Annotated in this window: 12 protein-coding genes; 9 read left to right on the top strand and 3 right to left on the bottom strand. The window is 40.2% G+C overall.

Annotated elements, in window-relative coordinates; translation table 11 throughout:
- Positions 1 to 13: 13 nt before the first annotated feature.
- Positions 14 to 2,359, top strand: a complete 2,346-nt coding sequence (locus KYH19_RS13085; RefSeq protein ID WP_219075443.1) for a glycoside hydrolase family 127 protein — start codon at positions 14 to 16, stop codon at positions 2,357 to 2,359.
- Positions 2,360 to 3,240: 881 nt separating this feature from the next.
- Here the strand turns inward: KYH19_RS13085 and KYH19_RS13080 are convergent.
- Positions 3,241 to 4,779 (bottom strand): alpha-N-arabinofuranosidase, encoded by a 1,539-nt coding sequence (locus KYH19_RS13080; protein WP_219075442.1) that lies wholly within the window; start codon positions 4,777 to 4,779, stop codon positions 3,241 to 3,243.
- A 16-nt stretch (positions 4,780 to 4,795) separates the two neighbouring features.
- Positions 4,796 to 6,796: an alpha-L-arabinofuranosidase C-terminal domain-containing protein gene (locus KYH19_RS13075; RefSeq protein WP_219075441.1), complete on the bottom strand. Its 2,001-nt coding sequence runs from the start codon at positions 6,794 to 6,796 to the stop codon at positions 4,796 to 4,798.
- 495 nt (positions 6,797 to 7,291) lie between these two features.
- Between KYH19_RS13075 and KYH19_RS13070 the strand changes: the two genes are divergently transcribed.
- The 8 genes from KYH19_RS13070 to KYH19_RS13035 all read left to right on the top strand — a co-directional run bounded on the left by KYH19_RS13070 (position 7,292) and on the right by KYH19_RS13035 (position 19,555).
- Positions 7,292 to 9,139 carry a rhamnogalacturonan lyase gene (locus KYH19_RS13070; protein WP_219075440.1) on the top strand — a complete coding sequence of 616 codons (1,848 nt, stop codon included), beginning with the start codon at positions 7,292 to 7,294 and terminating at the stop codon, positions 9,137 to 9,139.
- Positions 9,140 to 9,149: 10 nt separating this feature from the next.
- On the top strand, positions 9,150 to 9,914 hold the full coding sequence (locus tag KYH19_RS13065; protein WP_219075439.1) for a rhamnogalacturonan acetylesterase: 765 nt from the start codon (positions 9,150 to 9,152) through the stop codon (positions 9,912 to 9,914).
- A 75-nt stretch (positions 9,915 to 9,989) separates the two neighbouring features.
- Positions 9,990 to 10,781, top strand: coding sequence for a rhamnogalacturonan acetylesterase (locus tag KYH19_RS13060; protein ID WP_219075438.1), 792 nt, complete (start codon positions 9,990 to 9,992; stop codon positions 10,779 to 10,781).
- Between the two features lie 95 nt (positions 10,782 to 10,876).
- Positions 10,877 to 13,780: a sugar-binding domain-containing protein gene (locus KYH19_RS13055; protein ID WP_219075437.1), complete on the top strand. Its 2,904-nt coding sequence runs from the start codon at positions 10,877 to 10,879 to the stop codon at positions 13,778 to 13,780.
- Positions 13,781 to 13,800: 20 nt separating this feature from the next.
- A complete protein-coding gene (locus KYH19_RS13050) occupies positions 13,801 to 14,928 on the top strand; it encodes a glycoside hydrolase family 88 protein (protein WP_219075436.1) in 1,128 nt (375 codons plus the stop codon).
- 221 nt (positions 14,929 to 15,149) lie between these two features.
- On the top strand, positions 15,150 to 15,458 hold the full coding sequence (rhaM, locus tag KYH19_RS13045) for an L-rhamnose mutarotase (protein WP_219075435.1): 309 nt from the start codon (positions 15,150 to 15,152) through the stop codon (positions 15,456 to 15,458).
- A gap of 4 nt (positions 15,459 to 15,462) precedes the next feature.
- The gene (locus KYH19_RS13040) at positions 15,463 to 18,234 is read left to right on the top strand and encodes a glycosyl hydrolase (protein WP_219075434.1); all 2,772 of its coding nucleotides are present in this window, start codon (positions 15,463 to 15,465) and stop codon (positions 18,232 to 18,234) included.
- Positions 18,235 to 18,289: 55 nt separating this feature from the next.
- Positions 18,290 to 19,555 (top strand): glycoside hydrolase family 28 protein, encoded by a 1,266-nt coding sequence (locus KYH19_RS13035; protein WP_219075433.1) that lies wholly within the window; start codon positions 18,290 to 18,292, stop codon positions 19,553 to 19,555.
- A 245-nt stretch (positions 19,556 to 19,800) separates the two neighbouring features.
- On the opposite strand, the gene KYH19_RS13030 is transcribed toward KYH19_RS13035, so the two are convergent.
- Positions 19,801 to 21,471: a beta-xylosidase gene (locus KYH19_RS13030; RefSeq protein ID WP_219075432.1), complete on the bottom strand. Its 1,671-nt coding sequence runs from the start codon at positions 21,469 to 21,471 to the stop codon at positions 19,801 to 19,803.
- Positions 21,472 to 21,791 lie beyond the last annotated feature (320 nt).

Below are 21,791 nucleotides of genomic sequence, written 5' to 3'. Positions count from 1 at the left end.
ATTACCTAAAAAGATGAAAAAAATAATAACTGCCGTTTTAATTACCGCTCTATACGGAACTGTTTTCGGTCAAACTGCATTGCAGCCATTTAGTTTAGCAGAAGTCCGCTTGCTTGCTGGCCCATTTAAACAGGCCCAGGAAACCGATAAAAAATACATGCTATCACTAAATGCAGACAGGCTTCTGGCGCCATATTTAAGGGAGGCAGGACTAAAACCCAAAGCAGTATCTTATGGTAACTGGGAAAATACCGGTTTAGATGGGCACATCGGTGGACATTATTTGTCGGCCCTGGCTTTAATGTATGCTTCCACCGGCGATGCAAAGGTGAAGGAGCGGATGGAATATATGATTGCCGAATTGGATAAATGTCAGCGCCAAAATGGAGATGGATATCTGGCCGGGATCCCGGGCGGCAAGGAAATCTGGAAAGAGATTAAAGCCGGAAATATCAAGTCATCCAGTTTTTCGTTAAATGGAAAATGGGTACCGCTGTATAATATCCATAAAATTTATGCGGGGCTGTACGATGCTTATGCAGTTGCGGGCAATGCCAAAGCAAAGCAGATGCTGATCAAACTAACTGATTGGTGTGTAGACATGGTTTCCAATTTATCTGATCAGCAGATACAGGAATTGTTAAAAAGTGAACATGGTGGGTTGAATGAAACTTTTGCTCATGTTTACGAGATAACTGGAAACCCGAAGTATCTTCAATTGGCCAAACGGTTTTCGGATCAATCCATTTTAAATCCACTATTAAAAAATACGGATGCCCTAAACGGTTTGCACGCAAATACGCAGATTCCGAAAGTGATTGGTTTTGAACAGATTGCTTTGTTGGATAAAGATGCTGCCTGGGCAAATGCAGCTGCTTTTTTTTGGAAAACGTTGGTAGAACATAGAACGGTAGCCATCGGTGGAAATAGCGTAAGAGAACATTTTCATCCCGCCAATGACTTTTCTTCAATGACAGAATCGCGCGAAGGGCCCGAAACCTGCAATTCTTACAACATGCTGAAGCTTACTAAACAGTTGTTTTTAGCCGCTCCTTCAAATACTTATCTCGATTACTACGAACGTACACTTTACAATCATATCCTTTCTTCGCAAAGGCCGGAAGGTGGTTTTGTGTATTTTACTCCAATGCGACCAGGGCATTACCGTACCTATTCCAATCCACAGGAAAGTTTCTGGTGCTGTGTAGGTTCAGGATTGGAGAACCACGGCAAATATGGAGAACTGATTTATGCACACAATGCGAATGATATATATGTGAATCTTTTTATCCCTTCAACCTTAAATTGGAAAGAAAAAGGTATTCAGCTTGTACAGCAAACACTTTTTCCAGATGCTGAGAACACGACAATCAAGTTGCAGTTAAAACACGAGCAACGTTTTGCCTTACATTTTCGTCAGCCTGCCTGGGTAGAGCATGAGAAAATGGCTGTGCTGGTAAACGGAAAAAAAGCAACTGTTAAAAGCGATGCAAATGGTTATGCCAGTATCGATCGTATCTGGAGTACAGGCGACGTTATTAATATTGCTCTGCCAATGCATACCACTACGGAGTTTATGCCCGATGGTTCTGATTGGGTAGCCTTTCTCCATGGACCGATTGTACTTGCTGCGGCAATGGATACTTTAAAACAGCCGAATTTAACCGCTGATGGCAGCAGGATGGGGCATATTGCTTCGGGTACTTTATTTCCGATCAGCGATGCACCATTGGTTACCGGGGCTAAAAATATGCTGGCAAATGAAATTACGTTGACCGATAAAAAGAGTTTAACTTTTAATGCACGAAATGCAATCTATCAACCAAAATACAAATCCTTAAAATTAGTTCCTTTTTATACCCTGGCCGAAAAACGGTATGTGGTTTATTTTCCTTACAGCAGCGCTGAGGCATTGCCGGAACGTGCGAAGGCGATTAAGTTGGCTGAAGAAGAAAAGATGAAGATTGAACAGGAAACGGTCGATCTGATCAATACGGGAGAGCAGCAGCCAGAATCTGACCACAATTTTAAAGGTGAACTAACCGATAACGGAACGTTTCAGGAAAGGCATTTCAGGAATGGGAAAGCATGGTTTAGTTATGTACTTAAAAATAAAGACCTATCCGGAAATAAGCTCCGTTTAACATATTTCGGAAAGGAAAAGAATAAAAGTTTCTCTATTCTGATTAATGGTGTTGCCGTTGAAAATGTAAAGTTAGATGGGAGCAGGGGTGATGTTTTTTATACTCAGGAGTATCAGATTCCAAAAGCGCTGTTAAAAGCAGATGTAGAAGTAAAATTTGTTGCCGATCAGGGATCTGCTATTGCCAATATATATGAGGTGAGGTTGGTGAAATAGATTTATGCTGATGTGGTCTGTGGGGACACAGACCATGGGGATTAGGTTTATTAATTAAGGCGTCATTTCGGTCCAATAGCTTATTCCGTGGTCTGTGTCCTCACAGACCACTAGCGTTATTCAAATGCGATCGTCATCCTAAACTTGTTTCAGGATCTATGAGGAAGATTTTGAAGTGGATATGTATAGACTATATAGATGCTGAACCAAGTTCAGCATGACGCGTGGTGGGTAAATTGATGTGGTTTAACAATATGGTTTGCGAGAAACTGCCCACTGTGATTATCAAAAGATATCGTCTTCCTGAACTTGTTTCAGGATCTTACTTTAGAAGTTTTATACCAGGTATGATAGATGCTGAACCAAGTTCAGCATGACGCAAGGAGGGGATTTATTAAAGTGAAGTTTATTAATTAAGGCGTCATTTCGATCCGAGCTATCGGATGAAGTGCAACGAAATGGAGAAATCTTTTTCATGAACCTAAGTGGTCTGTGAGGGCACAGACCATGGAATGTGGATTGAAAGGAAAATGTGCCTAAAGCGATTCGTCTTCCTGAACTTGTTTCAGGATCTTATTTGAGAAGTTTTATACCAGGTATGATAGATGCTGACCTGTAGCGAAGCGTAAAGTTACGCAGTAAAACAAGTTCTTAATGACGAACGGAGGGGATTTATCAAGTTAGATTTCTCCACTGCCGTCGAAAGGACGATAAATCTAGATCGTCATTTCGGTCCAATAGCTATCTGATGAAGTGCAACGAAATGGAGAAATCTTTTTCAAGAATCTAAGTGGTCTGTGAGGGACACAGACCACTGAATGTGGCATATTAATTTTTTCATGAATCAGGACAAGGTTTTAAACGCTCTTGTCCTGATTAAATTATTTTAGTTCCAGTACAACAACAGATTGAGCAGGTAATTCTACTTTTAATGAATTGCCTGATTTTTTTGCGCCCGTAAATTTTACATTGTGTACTTTGTTCAAATCGTTAAATGTATTTACATCAGTTAGTTTAGCTGAAGTTAAAATCTGTCCTGTAACTGTGCTCCATTTCAAGCCATCTAAAACCGTACTCAGGGCAATTTTTTTGTTAGGATCTAAATTAACCAGAGAAATATGGATGGCACCACTCGCATCCTGCGAAGCAGAAACGTTTAAGGCCGGGATTTTTTGATCACCTACAACATAATCAGGGCTGGTAAAGGCAATCGGTAGGTATTTGGCATCCTGGTGCACCTTGTACAGATCAAAAACATGATAAGTAGGGGTAAGGATCATCTTGTCTTTTTCTGTCAGGATTAAAGCCTGTAGTACATTTACAGTTTGTGCCAGGTTAGCCATTTTAACACGATCGGAATGGTTATTGAAGATGTTTAAGGTCGTTCCTGCAATTAAAGCATCGCGTAAACTGTTCTGCTGATACAAGAAACCAGGGTTAGTTCCAGGTTCCACATCTGTCCAGATTCCCCATTCATCAACCACTAAAGCAACTTTCTTTTTAGGATCGTATTTATCCATTATCGCGGAGTGTTTGCTAACCAGTTCTTCCATATGTAAGCAGTTTTTCATGGTCGAAAAGTATTGTGCTTCATCAAATTTGGTAGCCGATCCTTTTTTGCTCCAGTTTCCTGTTGGGATGGTGTAATAGTGTAAAGTTAATCCCCACATTTGATCGCCAATATTTTTCATACAGGTTTCAGTCCAGTTGTAATCACCTGAATTAGCCCCACTGGCAATTCTTTTTAACGGAGCACCCGGATAGTTGCGTGCATAAGTGGCATATCTGCGGTATAAATCAGAATAATAAGCAGGTGTCATGTTTCCACCGCAACCCCAACTTTCGTTACCTACACCCCAGAAAGAAACTTTCCATGGTTTTTCTCTTCCGTTTTGGCTGCGAATGGCCGTCATCGGGCTTACGCCATCAAAATTCAGATATTCTACCCATTTGGCCATTTCTTCAACAGTTCCGCTGCCTACATTACCTGCAATGTAAGGTTCGCAATCAAGCATCTGGCAAAGATCCAGAAATTCGTGTGTGCCAAAACTATTGTCTTCTGTTACACCGCCCCAATTGGTGTTAACCATCTTCGGACGTTGGTTTCTCGGTCCAATGCCATCTCTCCAATGGTATTCATCAGCAAAACAACCTCCCGGCCAGCGCAGGTTCGGAACTTTTATCTTTTTTAATGCCTCAACAATATCTAATCTTATTCTACCTTTATTAGGGATTGTCGAATTTTCATCCACCCAAAAGCCATCATAAATACAGCGGCCCAAATGTTCGGAAAAATGACCATAAATGTGCTTGCTCACCACTTGATCGCCTGCAGGTTTAATGGTTAACTGGGTTTCATTTTGTGCATGCACTAAAATCGAACTGCAGAATAGGGCTGCAGATAAGAGAAGTTTTTTCATCATGATCTCGTTAAATCTATTGGTTAAATGGGATTTTGATCACGTTAAAAGAGTAAGGTTTCAACGCGATGCTTAATTTTTTGCCTTTTAGGTTAATTGTGCTTTTTTTCGGGCTTACCGCTTCAGGATTTTCGAAAGAATTAACCTGTTTAAGGTTGCTGTTCGCTATTTCCTCATTAGTGGCCTTATTTTGTAATTTTATTTTTCCTTCCAGGTCAAAATCAATGTTCTGCGATTGATCGGAGTTGTTGGCGATTTTAATGATCAGTTCTTTTTTTGCCTGATCGGTTACCGCAGAAGCATAAAGGCCATCCTGACCGATAATGTTCTTCTCGTCAAGCGTAATTGCAATTACATCCGTTCCCTTATTGTTAGAAAACTGTTTCTGTACATAATAGTCAGGTGTTCCGTACGATTTCAGGTTATCTACCCAAATCATATCGGGTGCCCACTGCCAGGCATCAATATTAGCGAAAAGCGGGGCATAAGAGGCCATTTGTACCACATCCGCATTGCGCTCCAAACCTGTCATTAAGGAAGCCGAAGCCAGTGCACTTTGCCAGTTATTTCGGTTACTTCCAACTATACTATTGTCTGCATGTACTGCATATTCGCCAACAAAAACCTTCGATCCGTTTCTTGGGTAGTTATCATAACGTCCGGCATTTTTTAAAAACCAATCGGCAGAGCGGTAATAGTGTTCATCAATAAAGTCTGCATTATTGCTTCTTAAAGTAGTATTCAATAAGTTAAAGCGATCGCCTTCAGGATCGGTTCCCGAGCTGTTGATCAGTTTAAAGTCAGGATATTTTGCCTTGATGGCTTTAGTGAAAATGGCTAACCTTTCCAGGTATTGTGGGCCCCAGTTTTCGTTGCCAACCCCCATCATTTTTAAATTGAAAGGTTTTGGATGACCAAGATCTGCCCTCATTTTTCCCCATTTGGTAGTTACATCGCCATTGGCAAACTCGATCAGGTCTAGCGCATCCTGTACATAAGGATCCAGTTCGTCAAGTGAAGCTACTTCTGCAGTGTTAAACTGACAAGCCATACCGCAATTTAATATCGGCAAGGCATCTGAGCCTATATCTTCTGCCAGTTGGAAATATTCGAAAAAGCCTAAACCAAAGCTCTGGTAATAATCTGGTGCTGAACGATTTGCGAATTCAGTATTCCAGCGGTTAATAATCAGTTGTCTGTTTTCAATCGGACCAATAGTTTTTTTCCACTGGTAGCGGTTGGCCAGATCGGTTCCTTCTACAATACATCCACCAGGGAAACGGATAAAACCGGGTTTCATATCAGCCAATAACTGCACCATATCTGCCCTTAATCCTTGTGGACGGTTTTTCCAGGTATCGCCAGGGAAAAGGCTAATCATGTCCAGATCAATGTTTCCCTTTCCTTGAAACAGAATGGAGAATTTCGCTTTTGGAACGGTTTCAGTAGCGGTAAAACTTGCTGATTGTTTTTTCCAGTCGCTACCAGTTTGATCAGGTGTTAAACTTCCTTGTCCAATAATTTTATTGTTCGCATCTTTTAACAACAACACGAGTTTAACTCCCGGAGTTGATTGGCGGTACATCAATGAAAAATCGTAGCGTAATCCTTTTTTTACACCGATACCTTTAAATCCTTCATTTACGAGCTCAAAATCGTCGGTTTGTTTTTTTACTTGTAAATATCTGGGATTGGCGGTGTTTACCTCTTTGCGGTTTACCACTAGTATTTCGCCTTCTTGCTGTTTTTTCCGCTGGATCGTCCAGCCCATTAGCGGTTTTGCAAATTCGAAAGAGCGGTTTTTGATGAGTTCGGCATAAATGCCTCCATCGGCGCCAAAATTAATATCCTCGAAAAAAACACCCCACATATTCGGTTGCACTTTGGCAATAGAATGGTCTGTTTTAACTTTGATCACTTTTACAGTTTGTGCCTGCACTTCTGTAGTATAGCCAATTCCAATTGCATACGCTATGCATGCCGAAAACACACTTTTTACAGGGTAATTTAATTTCATACGGTTTAATATTTGGAAGATCCTAAAGGTAAAAGTAAAATATTTAAAATAATAAACGTTAACTAAACATTTATTTTTTTTCTTTTTCAGCTATTTTGTTTTTAAATTCTACAATCTTTGCATTAGCGAAAATGAGATAAGCAAAGAAATATAAATGGAAAGTGTAAAAGGCTTCAGTAAAGTGAATTTTGCTTAATGTTTAAATTTTTTAGCAGAAATCTTTATTATAGCTTATTGTCATTTTCGAAAAGCAGGATACTACAGGATGCGCCTTAAAAATATACTATTTACATTGGACATAAATCTTTAATAGCGGTTACCCGGCAGTTGTTAAGTTTACTAACCAAATTATGCATTGATGATCCTTCGTTTCTTAGATATTCTGGTGTTGATCAAGCCCATTGTAATTACCGATAAAAGAGTAGCTATATTAGCCAAGACTGCCTATATAGTGAATCGATTCTATTTTTTAATTAAGCTTTTACACAAGCCATGATGACCAAAACCATTACATTTTCCTGCTTCATAATCTGCTCGTTCTTTGCAACTCAGCTTTTCGGCCAGCGCCAAATGGAAAAACTGGGCCGTGGTGTAATTGCAGTAAGGCAAAATAATGATTCAGTTTATGTAGGTTGGCGGATGTTGGGTGCCGATGCCGATGAAATTGCTTTTAACTTATACCGCAAATCAGGGAATAATGAAGCCATAAAACTCAATCACGATCCCATTACCAGGAGCACTAATTTTGTTGATGCAGGAGTTAAATTCGATCTTCCAAACAGCTATTTTGTAAAACCGATTTTAAAAGGCATTGAATTAGAAGCCAGTAAACCTTTCAGGTTGCCAGCCAAATCACCTATTCAGCAATATTTAACGATTCCTTTAAAAACACCAGCAGGTTACACGCCTAATGATGCTTCAGTAGGCGATTTAGATGGAGATGGTGAATATGAAATTGTATTGCATCAAACTGGCCGGAGCAAGGATAACTCATCAAACGGTATTACTGATCCACCAATTTTTCAGGCTTATAAATTAGATGGAACTTTTTTGTGGGAGATTAATTTAGGGAAAAACATCCGCGAAGGTGCCCATTATACTCAATTTATGGTGTATGATCTGGATGGCGATGGCATTGCCGAAATGGTATGTAAAACTGCTGACGGAACAATAGATGGCAAAGGAAAAGTAATTGGCGATGCGACTAAATATTGGCGCAACGCGAACGGTAAAATACTGGATGGTCCTGAATTTTTAACTGTGTTTAGCGGAAAAACCGGAGAGGCTTTGGCCACAACAGATTATATTCCTGCCCGTGGCAATATTGGCGCCTGGGGAGGCAAAGGCGGAAACGGGAAAAACGATAATTCTGGTAACCGGGTAGATCGGTTTAATGCCTGCGTGGCCTATTTAGATGGTATTCATCCAAGTGTAGTGATGTGCAGAGGTTACTACGGCAGAACGGTTTTGGCGGCCTGGGACTGGCGCAATGGTAAACTAATTTCACGATGGGTATTTGATAGTAAAGACGCTAAAAATGCATTTTCGGGTCAAGGGAACCACAATCTTACGGTTGCAGATGTAGATGGCGATGGAAAAGACGAAATTATTTACGGTTCGATGTGTGTGGATGATAATGGGAAAGGATTATATACCACAGGATTGAGGCATGGTGATGCCATTCATGTTTCAGATCTTGATCCTGAACACCCTGGTTTGGAAGTTTTTGGTATTCATGAAATAGAAGAAGGTACAAAAGGGCCTGGTGTGGCCGTTTACGATGCGAAAACCGGCAAAATATTATGGAAAGGATCACCCGACGAGGATGTAGGCCGGGGAGTGGCCGATAATATTGACAATAGCCGTTTCGGTGCACAGATGTGGTGGTCAGGATCGAACGGATTATATGATATAAAAGGCAATAGAATTGGGGATCAGCCAAGATCAACTAATTTTTTGATTTATTGGGACGGTGATTTATCCAGAGAACTTTTAGATGCAAACCACATTGATAAATACAATGGCGGCAGGCTTTTTACGGCTGATGGAGCTGTTGCTAACAACGGAACCAAATCTACACCAGCATTAAGTGCCGATATTTTTGGCGATTGGCGTGAAGAGCTGATCTTAAGGTCGTATGATAACCAAAGTTTACGCATTTATACCACCACAATACCAACAGCACACCGTAATTATACTTTAATGCACGATCCGCAGTACCGTTTAAGTATCGCCTGGCAAAATGATGGCTACAACCAACCGCCACATACCGGCTTTTATTTCGGCTTCGGAATGAAGAAAGCACCAAAACCCAATATCACACTTGTAGAACCCCAAAAATAATAATTATAAAATGAAAAAATATAGCTTTATCCTGGCAGGAATGATCATCATTATTTGTTCTGCTGCCTTTATCGCTCAACATAAGCCCGTTTTGCATATCATTGGTGATTCTACTGTCCGTAATTTGAACAAAGAAACCTGGGGCTGGGGAACACCGATTGCTTCTCTTTTTGATAGCACCAGGATTGATGTAGAAAATAACGCTATGGCCGGAAGGAGCACGCGGACTTTTTTATCGGAAGGCAGGTGGGAGAAGGTTCTGGAAACACTAAAGCCAGGCGATTTCGTTACCATGCAGTTCGGACACAACGACGGAAGCGTACCTGATACTACAAAAGTCGGAAGAAGAGGTGTGTTAAAAGGAACCGGCGAAGAAACCAAAGTATTAACCTGGCCGGATGGACAGGTAGAAACGGTGCATACCTATGGCTGGTATATCCGCAAATTTGTACGCGAAACCAAGGCAAAAGGCGCCACACCAATTGTACTTTCCATGATCCCAAGGAACATTTTTAAAGATGGCAAAGTGGTTCGAGCCAATAACGATTTTGGAAAATGGGCCGCTGAAGTTGCCAAAGAAGAAAATGCCTGTTTCGTTGATCTGAATAAAATAACAGCCGATAAATATGACGCGCTCGGTCCCGATAAGGTAAAACTGTATTTTCCAGGCGACCATACCCATACCAATTTAGAAGGTGCTAAAGTTAACGCTGCCTCTGTTGTAGAAGGAATTAAAGAATTAAAAGACTGTGATTTGAAAAAGTATTTGCTTTAAAATGCTAAACCTCGTAGGTTTTTAAAACCTACGAGGTTTGAATAGACTAAAATCTGTATAATCATTCTAATAAAAATGAAATCGACTAAATACCTACCCCTCATTCTCTTAACTGCTTTTCTTGTTTTTTCTTCTTGTATCATCTTAAAACAACAGAAAAAACCAACTTTATTCCTCATTGGCGATTCGACCGTTAAAAACGGGAAAGGAAAAGGCGACGGCGCTTTATGGGGCTGGGGAAGTTTTATCGGAGATTTATTCAACAGTGAAAAAATCAATGTCGAAAACGATGCACTTGGCGGTACCAGCAGTCGTACTTTCCAAACCAATGGTTTGTGGGATGCTGTTTTGGCAAAAGTAAAAAAAGGCGATTTCGTGATGATGCAGTTTGGCCATAACGATAGCAGCCCGTTAGACGATACTGCCCGTGCCCGTGGTACCATAAAAGGTATCGGAATGGAAAGTAAAGAAATTTATAACCCGATTAAGAAAAAGCAGGAAGTGGTTTATACTTATGGCTGGTACCTGCGCAAATTCATCAGCGATATTAAAGCAAAAGGCGCAACACCTATTGTTTGCTCACCAATTCCACGCAATCCGGTTAAAGATGATGCTGTAGTTTTAGCCAACGACAGTTATGCCAGCTGGGCAGAAGAAGTTGCAAAAGCCGAAAAAGTCGATTTTATTCCATTGAACCAAATTATTAAAGATAAATATGCCGCTTTAAGTGCAACTGAGGTAAAGACATTTTTTACCGAGAAAGACCATACGCATACCAATGAGGCAGGAGCGAAGTTAAATGCAGCTGCTGTTGTAGAAGGCCTGAATAAATTAAGACACAATAAATTGAATAGCTACCTGAAATAAGTCATAGAGCAGGATACTACAGGATGCTTTGCTGAAGATATTGTCTTATTTTAACAGCCTAACCAAATACCAGCGGTGATAAGCCGTTAAATTTTATGCATAAACAGGTTCATCGGGTTTTCAAAGTGCTGATAGGCATTGCTTTCGTATTTTTAAGCATTACGCAAACACATGCCCAAAACATTTCGCTTGCAGGTAAATGGCGTTTCAAAATTGATGCTAAAGACGAAGGTATTAAAGGAAAATGGTATTCCACCATTCTTCCAGAATCTGTTCATCTGCCAGGCTCAATGGCCGAAAACCTAAAGGGCGACAACATTACCTTAAAAACAAAATGGACCGGAAGTATTTACGATAGCTCGTACTTTTTTCATCCCCGCTTAGAAAAATATCGAAAACCTGGTAACCTGAAAATGCCTTTCTGGTTAACCCCCGCCAAACATTATACTGGCGCAGCATGGTACCAGAAAGATATCTTAATTCCATCCAGTTGGAAAGGTAAAAGAATGGTGATATCTCTGGAATACCCCCATTCGGAAACAAGGGTTTGGATAGACGATATTGAGATCGGAACACAGTATACCTTTGTGGTTGCGCAGAATTTTGAACTCCCGGCAAATTTAAAGGCAGGAAAACATACCATTACTTTATTAATCGATAATCGTATCAAAGCGATTAATGTTGGGCAAGATTCACATAGTTTAACCGACCATACCCAAGGTAACTGGAATGGTGTGGTAGGTAAAATGGAGGTAACTGCCGGTTCGCCAGTGTATTTTGAAGATATCCAGGTTTACCCTGATTTAAAGAAAAAGTCAGCGAAGGTTAAAATCCAGTTGAAAGCCAGTGCCAATCAATCTTCTGCAGGAAAAATTATACTTTCTGCCAGCAGTTTCAATACCAAAAATATCCTGCAGGTAAAACCGGTAACAGCAACTTATGAGATCACAAACGGCGAAGGTAGCTTAGAAATCGATTTGCCAATGGGCGATAAAATAGCCACCTGGGATGAGTTCAATCCGGCATTGTACCGTTTAACAGCAACTTTACTATCGAAAGATGGCAAAAAAGACGAGAAAAAAGTGCAATTCGGCATGCGCGAGTTTAAAGCTGTAGGCCGAACTTTTGAAATTAACGGTCGTCCGGTTTTTTTACGCGGTACGGTTAACAATTGCGAATTTCCGTTAACAGGTTATCCGTCAATGGATGTTGCCGCATGGGTACGCATTTTTAAAATTTCGAAGGCTCATGGGTTAAACCACATGCGTTTCCATTCGTTTTGTCCGCCTGAAGCTGCTTTTATCGCTGCAGATCAAATCGGCTTTTACCTTCAGCCAGAGGGACCAAGCTGGGCCAATCATGGTACTTCTATCGGAGATGGAAAACCGATCGATCAGTTTATTTATGATGAAACCAACCGCATGACTAAAAACTATGGCAATTATGCATCCTTTTGTATGATGGCCTATGGTAACGAACCGCGCGGCAGACAGGTTGAATATCTTACTAAGTTTAATAATTATTGGAAAGCTAAAGATTCGAGAAGATTATATACAGGCGCGTCAGTTGGTGGTAGCTGGCCGGTTATTCCAAACAACGAATTTATGGTACGTGCAGGTGCCAGGGGGTTAGACTGGGGCAGAAAACCAGAGACTATTTCTATTTATGCCAAACAGATCGAGCAGTTTACAGTGCCTTTTGTAGCACATGAAATGGGACAGTATTGTGCTTTCCCAAATTTCGATGAAATAAAAAAATACACGGGTGTTTATCGTGCAAAAAACTTCGAGATGTTTCAGGAAGATCTCAAAGACCACGATATGGCCGATCAGGGGCACGATTTTTTAATGGCTTCGGGTAAATTACAAGCCCTTTGTTATAAAAATGAAATCGAAAAGGCATTACGCACACCAAATTACAATGGCTACCAGTTATTATCGCTAAATGATTATCCAGGGCAGGGAACAGCACTTGTTGGTGTTCTGGATGCCTTCTGGGATGAGAAAGGTTATATTACCGCTAAGGAATTTAAACGCTTTTCTAATAGCACGGTGCCTTTGCTAAAAGTTTCAAAATTTGTTTTTACCAATAACGAAACCTTAGAAGCTGCTGTAGAAGTGGCACATTTCGGGCAAGCGCCAATTGAAAATGCAAAACTCTCGTGGACCCTCAACGATGAAAGAGGAGTAAATGTGGTCAAAGGTAATTTTAGCCCTAAAACGCTCAATATTACCAATTGTATTGCGATCGGAGAAATCAAATTCCCCCTAAATGGTATTACAAAAGCAGCAAAACTGAAACTGGAAGTTACCATTGATGGAACTGAATTTGCGAACGATTGGAGCTTTTGGGTTTATCCTGCGAAATTGCAAGCGGTTAAGAGCAACGTATACTATTGCACCAGTTTAGATGATCAAGCCCGGTCCGTTTTAGCAGATGGTGGCAATGTTTTTCTCAATGCAGCTGGCAAAGTAGTAAAAGGAAAAGAAGTAGTGCAAACCTTTCTTCCTGTTTTCTGGAATACCTCATGGTTTAAAATGCGTCCACCACATACTTTAGGGATTTTATGTGATCCAAAACATGCTGCTTTTAAAAATTTTCCAACGGATTATCATAGTGATATGCAATGGTGGGAAATTGTAAACAAATCGCAGGTAATGAACCTCGAAGATTTTCCCTCTGGATTTAAGCCAATTATTCAACCGATAGATACCTGGTTTTTGAACCGCCGTTTGGCATTGGTTTTCGAAGCGAGGGTAGGTAAGGGGAAACTTGTGGTTTCTAGCGCTAATCTCTCACCTGATTTAAAAGATACTCCTGCTGCGCAACAACTTTATTTCAGCTTGCAGCAATATATGATGTCTGATCAGTTTAATCCAAAATATGAAGTGGCTTTTAATACCGTGAAAGATATTTTCGAAAGTCCGTCGAAAATTCAGTTCGATACCTTTACAAAAGATAGTCCGGATGAGTTAAAACCAAAACCTAATTCCAATTAATCGATAAGCGAAATATCACCATGAAGAAATTTATATTCAGTTCCGCTCTGATTCTCAGCGTATTTACACAGGTACTTTTTGCACAAAAAATCCCCAATAAAAAGGATGTTTTAAAAGTATTGAAATTAACAAATGCTTATTTCATGAACAAGTGGCCTGATGCGGGGAAGTCGATTATAACCAATAGGGAGCGACCAAGCAATATCTGGACGAGGGCAGTATATTACGAAGGATTAATGAATCTTTATAAAATTCATCCTGAAAAAGCATATTACGATTATGCGGTTCAATGGGGCGAAAAACATAACTGGGGTTTAAGAAATGGTATTACTACAAAAAATGCCGACGATCAGGCCTGTGGACAAACCTATATCGATCTTTACCTGATCGATAAACAACCCGAACGCATTAAAGACATTAAAGCTTCCATCGATCTGGTAATCAAATCGGGCAAGGTAAACGATTGGACATGGATTGATGCCATACAAATGGGAATGCCTGTTTTTGCTAAACTGGGTAAATTATACAACGATACCACCTATTATAATTACATGTACAAAATGTATATGCATGCTAAAAATACTGAGGGTGGTGGCTTGTACAATGCCAAAGATGGCCTTTGGTGGCGCGATAAAGATTTTGTGCCTCCTTATAAAGAACCAAATGGTGAAGATTGTTATTGGTCAAGAGGTAACGGATGGGTGGTCGCTGCACTGGTACGTGTGTTAGAAATTATTCCTGAAAATGAAGTTCACCGCAGTGAATACTTAAAAACCTATCAAGAAATGATTAAAGCTTTGGCGGCCATCCAGCGTACTGATGGTTTCTGGAATGTAAGTTTACACGATGCGACCCATTTTGGTGGTAAGGAAACTTCGGGTACTGCTTTGTTTGTATATGGCATGGCCTGGGGTGTAAATCAAGGTATTTTAGATAAGGCTACTTATCTGCCGATTATTACCAAAGCCTGGAACGCCATGACGAGAGATGCTGTTCAAAAAAATGGCTTTATTGGTTTTATGCAGGGAACAGGTAAGGAACCAAAAGACGGACAGCCGGTAAGTTACACCAGCATGCCTGATTTTGAAGATTATGGCCTAGGTTGTTTCCTATTGGCCGGAACAGAGGTATATAAGCTTAAAAAGTAACTGAGATGAATTTCAGAGATTTAGGGAAAACACAGACCATGGATATTTGTCATTCTAACATAGTGGAGAATCTTTAAGCATAGAATACAGGTCTAGCTAAAAACACTGAACCAAAATGTAAATGAAGAACTCTGTTTGAGTGCTTATCTGTTCGGGATTCTTCACTGCGTTAAGAATGACAGGACTGGTTACTAAAACTCATTAAAAATAAAATTAAAAACATGAAAATTGCATTCAAAATGAAGCTTAAGCCCGGTTTTAAAGCAGAATATAAAAAGCGCCATGATGAGATCTGGCCAGAACTATCTGCTTTATTAAAGGAAAATGGGATCAGCGATTATTCTATTTTTTTAGATGAAGAAACCAATATACTTTTTGCTGTGCAACAACAAAATGGCAGTTCCTCGCAGGATTTAGGCAGTACCCGGATTGTGCAGAAATGGTGGGCCTACATGGCGGATATTATGGAAACCAATGCTGATAATTCTCCAAAAACACTTCCTTTAGAAATGGTTTTCCATTTAGATTAAACCTATGCAATTACAAAGATTCTTTTCTGTCCTGCTGCTTAGTACATTGATTTTTAGTTTGGCTAAAGCACAAAAGCCTGTGAAAAATACCAGCAGTTGGCCTGTTATCGAAAAGCAGATGAAGCCCTGGACCCGCTGGTGGTGGATGGGAAATGCTGTAGACGAAAAGAATTTAAACCTGGTTTTAAAGAAATACGCAGATGCTGGTCTCGGTGGAGTAGAAATTACACCAATTTATGGTGCTAAGGGTTATGAAAAACAATACCTCCAGTTTTTATCGCCAAAGTGGATAGATATATTGCACTATACGGTAAATAAAGCCAATACTTTGGGTTTAGGAGTAGACATGAATACAGGTACAGGCTGGCCGTTTGGCGGTCCGCAGATTAAGCCAGAAAATGCCGCCACCAAACTGATTACCCAGCAATATACAATCAAAGCGGGCGAGAAGTTAACCGAAACCATTAAAGTTAAAGAAGCGAAACAGGATTTCGCGCAGTTGCAGGCTTTAACCGCTTATGGGCCAAATGGTGAGGTGCTCAATCTGCTTCCAAAAGTTCAGGCCGATGGAGCTTTAAATTGGTCGCCAACGAGCGGTATTTGGGGTATCTATGCTGCTTTTGCAGGTAAAACAAGACAAATGGTTAAACGTGCTGCACCTGGGGGGGAAGGTTTTACTTTAGATCACCTCGATAAAAATGCAGTTGATATTTACCTGAAAAGATTCTCAGATGCTTTTAAGGAAAAACCGCAAGGTGTCCGGTCGTTTTTTAATGATAGTTATGAAGTGTATGGCGCTACCTGGACACCAACTTTCTTTCAGGAATTTAAGAAAAACAGGGGCTATGATCTTGCGGCTCATATTAAAGAACTAACCGGTAAAGATTCTACAAGTGCAGATATTGCGCGTTTAAAATCTGATTACCGGGAAACCATGGATGAGCTTCTGCTCCATAATTTTACGCAAAACTGGACCAATTGGGCACATCAGCTTAAATCGGTTACCAAAAACCAGTCGCATGGTTCGCCGGGCAATCTGCTCGATCTTTATGGGGCCGTTGACATTCCAGAAACCGAAACCTTTGGTTCAAGTTACTTCCCGATTTCAGGACTTAGGCGTGATGCAGCGGATATCCGCAACGTAGATCCAGATCCGATGATGTTCAAATTTGCTTCTTCTGCCGCGCATACAGGCGGCAAAAAACTGGTTTCTTCCGAAACATTTACCTGGCTAACTGAGCATTTTAAAACCTCGTTTTCGCAATGCAAACCAGAAGCGGAGCAATTGTTTTTGTCGGGGATAAACCATGTTTTTTATCATGGAACCACCAATTCGCCAGCAAATGTGCCCTGGCCGGGATGGCTGTTTTACGCTTCGGTAGAAATGAACCCGAACAACAGTTTATGGCCACATGCACAAGGATTGAATAATTATATTGCCCGTTGTCAGTCTGTTCTTCAATCAGGAAAGCCAGACAACGAACTATTAATTTATTGGCCAATTTATGATGTTTGGAACAAGGCGAAAGGTTTGGATATGGCCTTAAAAGTACATGATGTTGATGAATGGTTACACCCAACAGCCTTTTATAAATTATCAAAAGATCTTTCTAAATCTGGCTATTCGTTCGATTTTGCATCCGATCGCTTGTTAAAGCAATCAACGGTTAACCAGGTATTAATCAGTACCAACGCAGATGCTTCGCCATATCAGGTATTAATTGTTCCGCAATGCGAAATGATGAGCCCGGAAACATTAGATCAGATAATAAAACTGGTCAGCAATGGAGCAAAAGTCATTTTTCAGGCATTACCTAAAGATGTTCCGGGTTTAAATAATCTGGAAGCCAGAAGAGCACAGCTAAAAGCTGATTTAGCAAAATTTATCTTTACGGATGGGGCAAATGGTATTAAACAGTTTAAAATTGGACCAGGCGTAATTTTATTGGCTGCGGATGTGCAAAAGGCATTAAATTCGATAAATATTAACAGAGAAACATTAACCGATACCGGACTGCAGTTTATCAGGAGGAAAACAACAACGGGCAAATATTATTATCTGGTAAACCACAGCGCTAAAGACATTGATACCGAACTTTCTTTAAATGAAAGTGGACAGGTTTTAATCATGGATCCGCAAAGCTCGAATGTGGGTTTGGCGGCAATACGTGATAAAAAGGTTCGTGTACAGCTTAAATCGGGTGAGAGTTTGTTTTTAAAGGTCGGTCAGAATGGAACAACCAAAACGCCCTGGGTTTATTTAAATAAAGCTACCAGTACTGTTAATCTCAACCAAGCCTGGAATTTACATTTTACTGAGGGTGGACCAGAACTTCCTGCAGATCAGCAGTTAGCTAAACTGGTAAGCTGGACTACTTTAAACGATCCTAAATTACAGGCCTTTTCTGGTACAGGTGTTTATACTTCAAGCTTTACGCTGAGTTCAAAATCGGCCAAAGAATATGTTCTAAACCTGAATCAGGTAGATGAAAGTGCACGTGTATGGATTAATGGACAAGAAGTAGGCATTTTATGTAGTATCCCTTTTCAGGCACGTGTGGGTAAATATTTAAAAACAGGACATAATACCATAAAAATTGAAGTGGTTAATTTGATGGCGAACCGGATCCGTGATATGGATATCAAAAAAATCCAGTGGCGGAATTACCACGAGATTAATTTCGTAAATATTAACTATAAGGATTTTGATGCATCAAACTGGAGTGTAATGCCTTCAGGGTTAATCGGCCAGGTAAGCATTACAGCTTTCAACTAAACATATATTATTAACTCCGGCACACGAAATTTTAAAAAAAAATTATACAAATAATATGAAATTTATCATCAAAAGATTCCTAATACTCACTTTGTTTACCGTCATCGGTATAAATGCCATGGCACAAGATTATATCATCACAAAATTTGGTGTAGGTAATGATAGCACTAAACTGAACACCAAAGCCATTCAAAGTGTAATTGATAAGGCTTATCAAAAAGGAGGAGGAACGATTGTAATTCCTAAAGGTGTTTATCTTAGCGGAGCACTCTTTTTTAAGCCTAAAACGAAGTTGTTATTACAGGAAGGCGCTGTGCTTAAGGGCTCTGATGATATAAAAGATTATCCTTTTATCCCATCGCGGATGGAAGGCAGGAGCCTTAAATATTTTGCCGCATTGGTTAATGCCACAAAGGTAGATGGTTTTAGTATTTCAGGCCCAGGCACCATTGATGGAAATGGCCTTAAATTCTGGAAAACATTTTGGGCACATCTCGATTCACTTAAAAAATTAGGAAGGGAATCTACAAATCTGGAGGTAAGCCGTCCGCGGTTACTTTTTATATGGGGATGCAACAATGTGATTATTAAGGGGGTGAAATTGCGTAATGCAGGATTCTGGACCACCCATTTGTACCAATCTAACAATGTATTAATTGAGAATTGTGATATCCGTTCGCCATTTCGCCCAGTAAAAGCACCAAGCACTGATGGTATAGACATTGATTTTTGTAAAAAAGTAACCATTAGGAATTGTTATATCTCGGTAAATGATGATGCCATTTGTATTAAAGGCGGTAAAGGTCCTGATGCACAGAAATTGCCAGAAAACGGGATTGTTGAAGACATTTTAATTGAAAACTGTACCATTGGCGAAGCACATGCTACTTTAACCATGGGAAGTGAGTGTATCCATGCACGTAATATTACCATGCGCAACTGTAAAGTGGATAATAATTGCCCCATTTTAAAAATGAAAATGCGTGGAGATACTTTTCAGCTTTACGAAAATATTACGGTAGAAAACATTACCGGGAAATGCGGTGCAATTATCGACTTAAATCCCTGGAAACAGTTTTTCGATTTGGCAGGCAGCACTGCGGAACCATTTGGTACAATCAGGAACATTAAGATAGCCAACATTAAAGTTGAGGCAACTAAATTTGGCGAAATGGATGGAAACCCGGAAGATAAGGTATCTGGCTTTCTTTTTAAAGATTTGGAAGTAACTACGAAAACACCTTTTTTAAAAAACAGGCATCAGGATGTTAAAATGGAGAACGTAATGGTAAACGGAGCGCCATTGGTGGTTAAGCCTTAATCAAATTAATATTGCGTCATACTAAACTTGTTTTACTCGTAGCTTTCCGCTTCGCTACAGGTCAGTATCTATCATGCTGTTAAGACCCTGAAATAAATTCAGTTTGACGACCGGAGTAGGAAATTTCACATTTATTGCTTGCGCTCGTTTCCAAACGAGTGCATAAATAGGATTACGATTATATCGTTATAAACGATTATTTATTTCTGTGCATTCCGTGTTTCCGTGGTAAAAAAAGCAAAAAGCTACCAATCCAATTTCAGCAAAACTACTCCTTGCCGGGCTAATTCCATTTCAAAAGCACCACCTGTGGTGTCAAATTTTTTCGGTTTACCAATCATTTTAAGTTGCCCGGATTTCTCTAATGCAGCAATCTGTTTTGCATCTGGATTTTGGGGTGAGCCCATTTTTTTCCATTCTGAGTAAGAATTGCTGTTTTCGGTATCAATGCGATATTCTATAACCATTACCGTTTTTGCGGGCAGTTTATTCAGCAAGATAGAAATAAGATCTTTCGAATCCGTTTTATCCTCATCATGGTAGTTCCACAACAGAACAGCAGCGGTTTTCTCAGCTTTAGTGGCTAAAACACCTATATCGGTTTGCGGTTTTCTGATGCTCGAATCCAAAATAGCATTTAAATTGTACATGCGGTTGCTTATGGCTTCAACACGGTTCCCTTTCATCTGGCCGAACATCCTGAATACATTCAGCACAGGTTTATCAACGCCATTAGTCGCTAAATCTCGAAAGCCTGCAAACCAGGGCTGGTTTTCAAATTCGAACGACCAGGTAACAGCGCCCAACAGATTGATTTTATATTTATCTGTAAGTTCGTAAAGTCGGGCAAAAGAGGCTGCTGTATAGCTCGAATACATGGTGCCGTTGCGATAAGCATTCTCTGGGTTAGTACTCATGCCACAAGCAGCGCAACCTTCAGGATCGGATTCTCCGATAATTACAGGGATATTTTTAAGCTGAGGGTATTTACTGATGATCTTATAATTTCCATCAATATTGCGGAGCTGAGTCCTTACATTCATCACTACGGTTCCATTAACCACATTTGGCGAGCCTTTAGCATGAAAAAGTACAGCATCTAAAGGAGAACCGATTTTACCCGTTACATAATTGGTGTCGTTTAAACAATGTTTGATAAAGGCATCTAAATATTTTGTTCCTCCACCTGTTACATTGGCACCACCAATTTTTGCAGTGGGTAAAGCCCTTTTAAGTCCGTCGGCAGCATAATCGTAAAGTTTAAAGAATTCGGCCTGTGTACCTTTCCAATAAGCGCCATCGGGCTCGTTCCACACTTCCCAATACCAGCTTTCTACCTCAGCCTTGCCATACCGTGCGACACAATGTTTTACCCACTCGTAAACCAAATTGCTCCATTTTTTATAATCTTTAGGGGGATATGCCCAGCCGGTTAAAATTTCATCATACCGGGCGCCTGGCTTCCATTTATGCTGATAAGGAAAAGGTTTGGTTGATAGCGCTTCGGGCATAAAGCCAATTTGTGCCAAAGGTTTCATGCCTCTTTTTACATAAGTATCGAAAATCTGATCAACAATTTTCCAGTTGTAAACGGGATTACCTTTGGCATCTTCTGTATAGGCATTTGTTGATCCCCATTTTAAAGCAGGAGTACCATCGCCAGAGGTTAGCAAGTTATGCGCACGTACATATACCGGAACCGGACTTAATTTAGAAAGTTCGGTCAATAACTTCTGACCATCTTTCATATAGGTATAATTCGGTTCATCATAACCAAACCAGGCCCAAATGGGTTTCATGGGCGCTATATTCTTGTCGAAATTAACTTCGATGTTGGCTTTAGACTGCCCATTAACCGAATGGATGAAAGCGGTTAAGCAAAAAAGCAGCAAGTAAGCTTTTTTAAATTTTTTCATATCGTGTTTTTAATGTCAATCTGAGGGGCTAATTTGTCTCCTCGAAGTGTCGTCATTTCGACCGCAGTGGAGAAATCTTTAAATTTCATTTCAATAACTTGGTTAAAAGATCTCTCCATTCCGTTGCACTTCAGTCGAGATGACGACCTTTCTATTAGCATCTGCCAACGGAACGGGCCTGTAAACTTCAGAAGTCTGCCTAAGGCTGCTCGTAAATTTCTGCTTCAATAATACTTAAATCACCCTTTAATTTGGTTTCAGTATGGTTAACGCCATCATCAGGTTTTTACCATTTACCTCTAGGCCAATATATGAGTTTT

The organism is Pedobacter sp. D749, assembly GCF_019317285.1.
Lineage (GTDB): Bacteria > Bacteroidota > Bacteroidia > Sphingobacteriales > Sphingobacteriaceae > Pedobacter.
The sequence above is the reverse complement of the archived record's forward strand: the minus strand, read 5'-3'. Positions and strand labels throughout refer to the sequence as shown.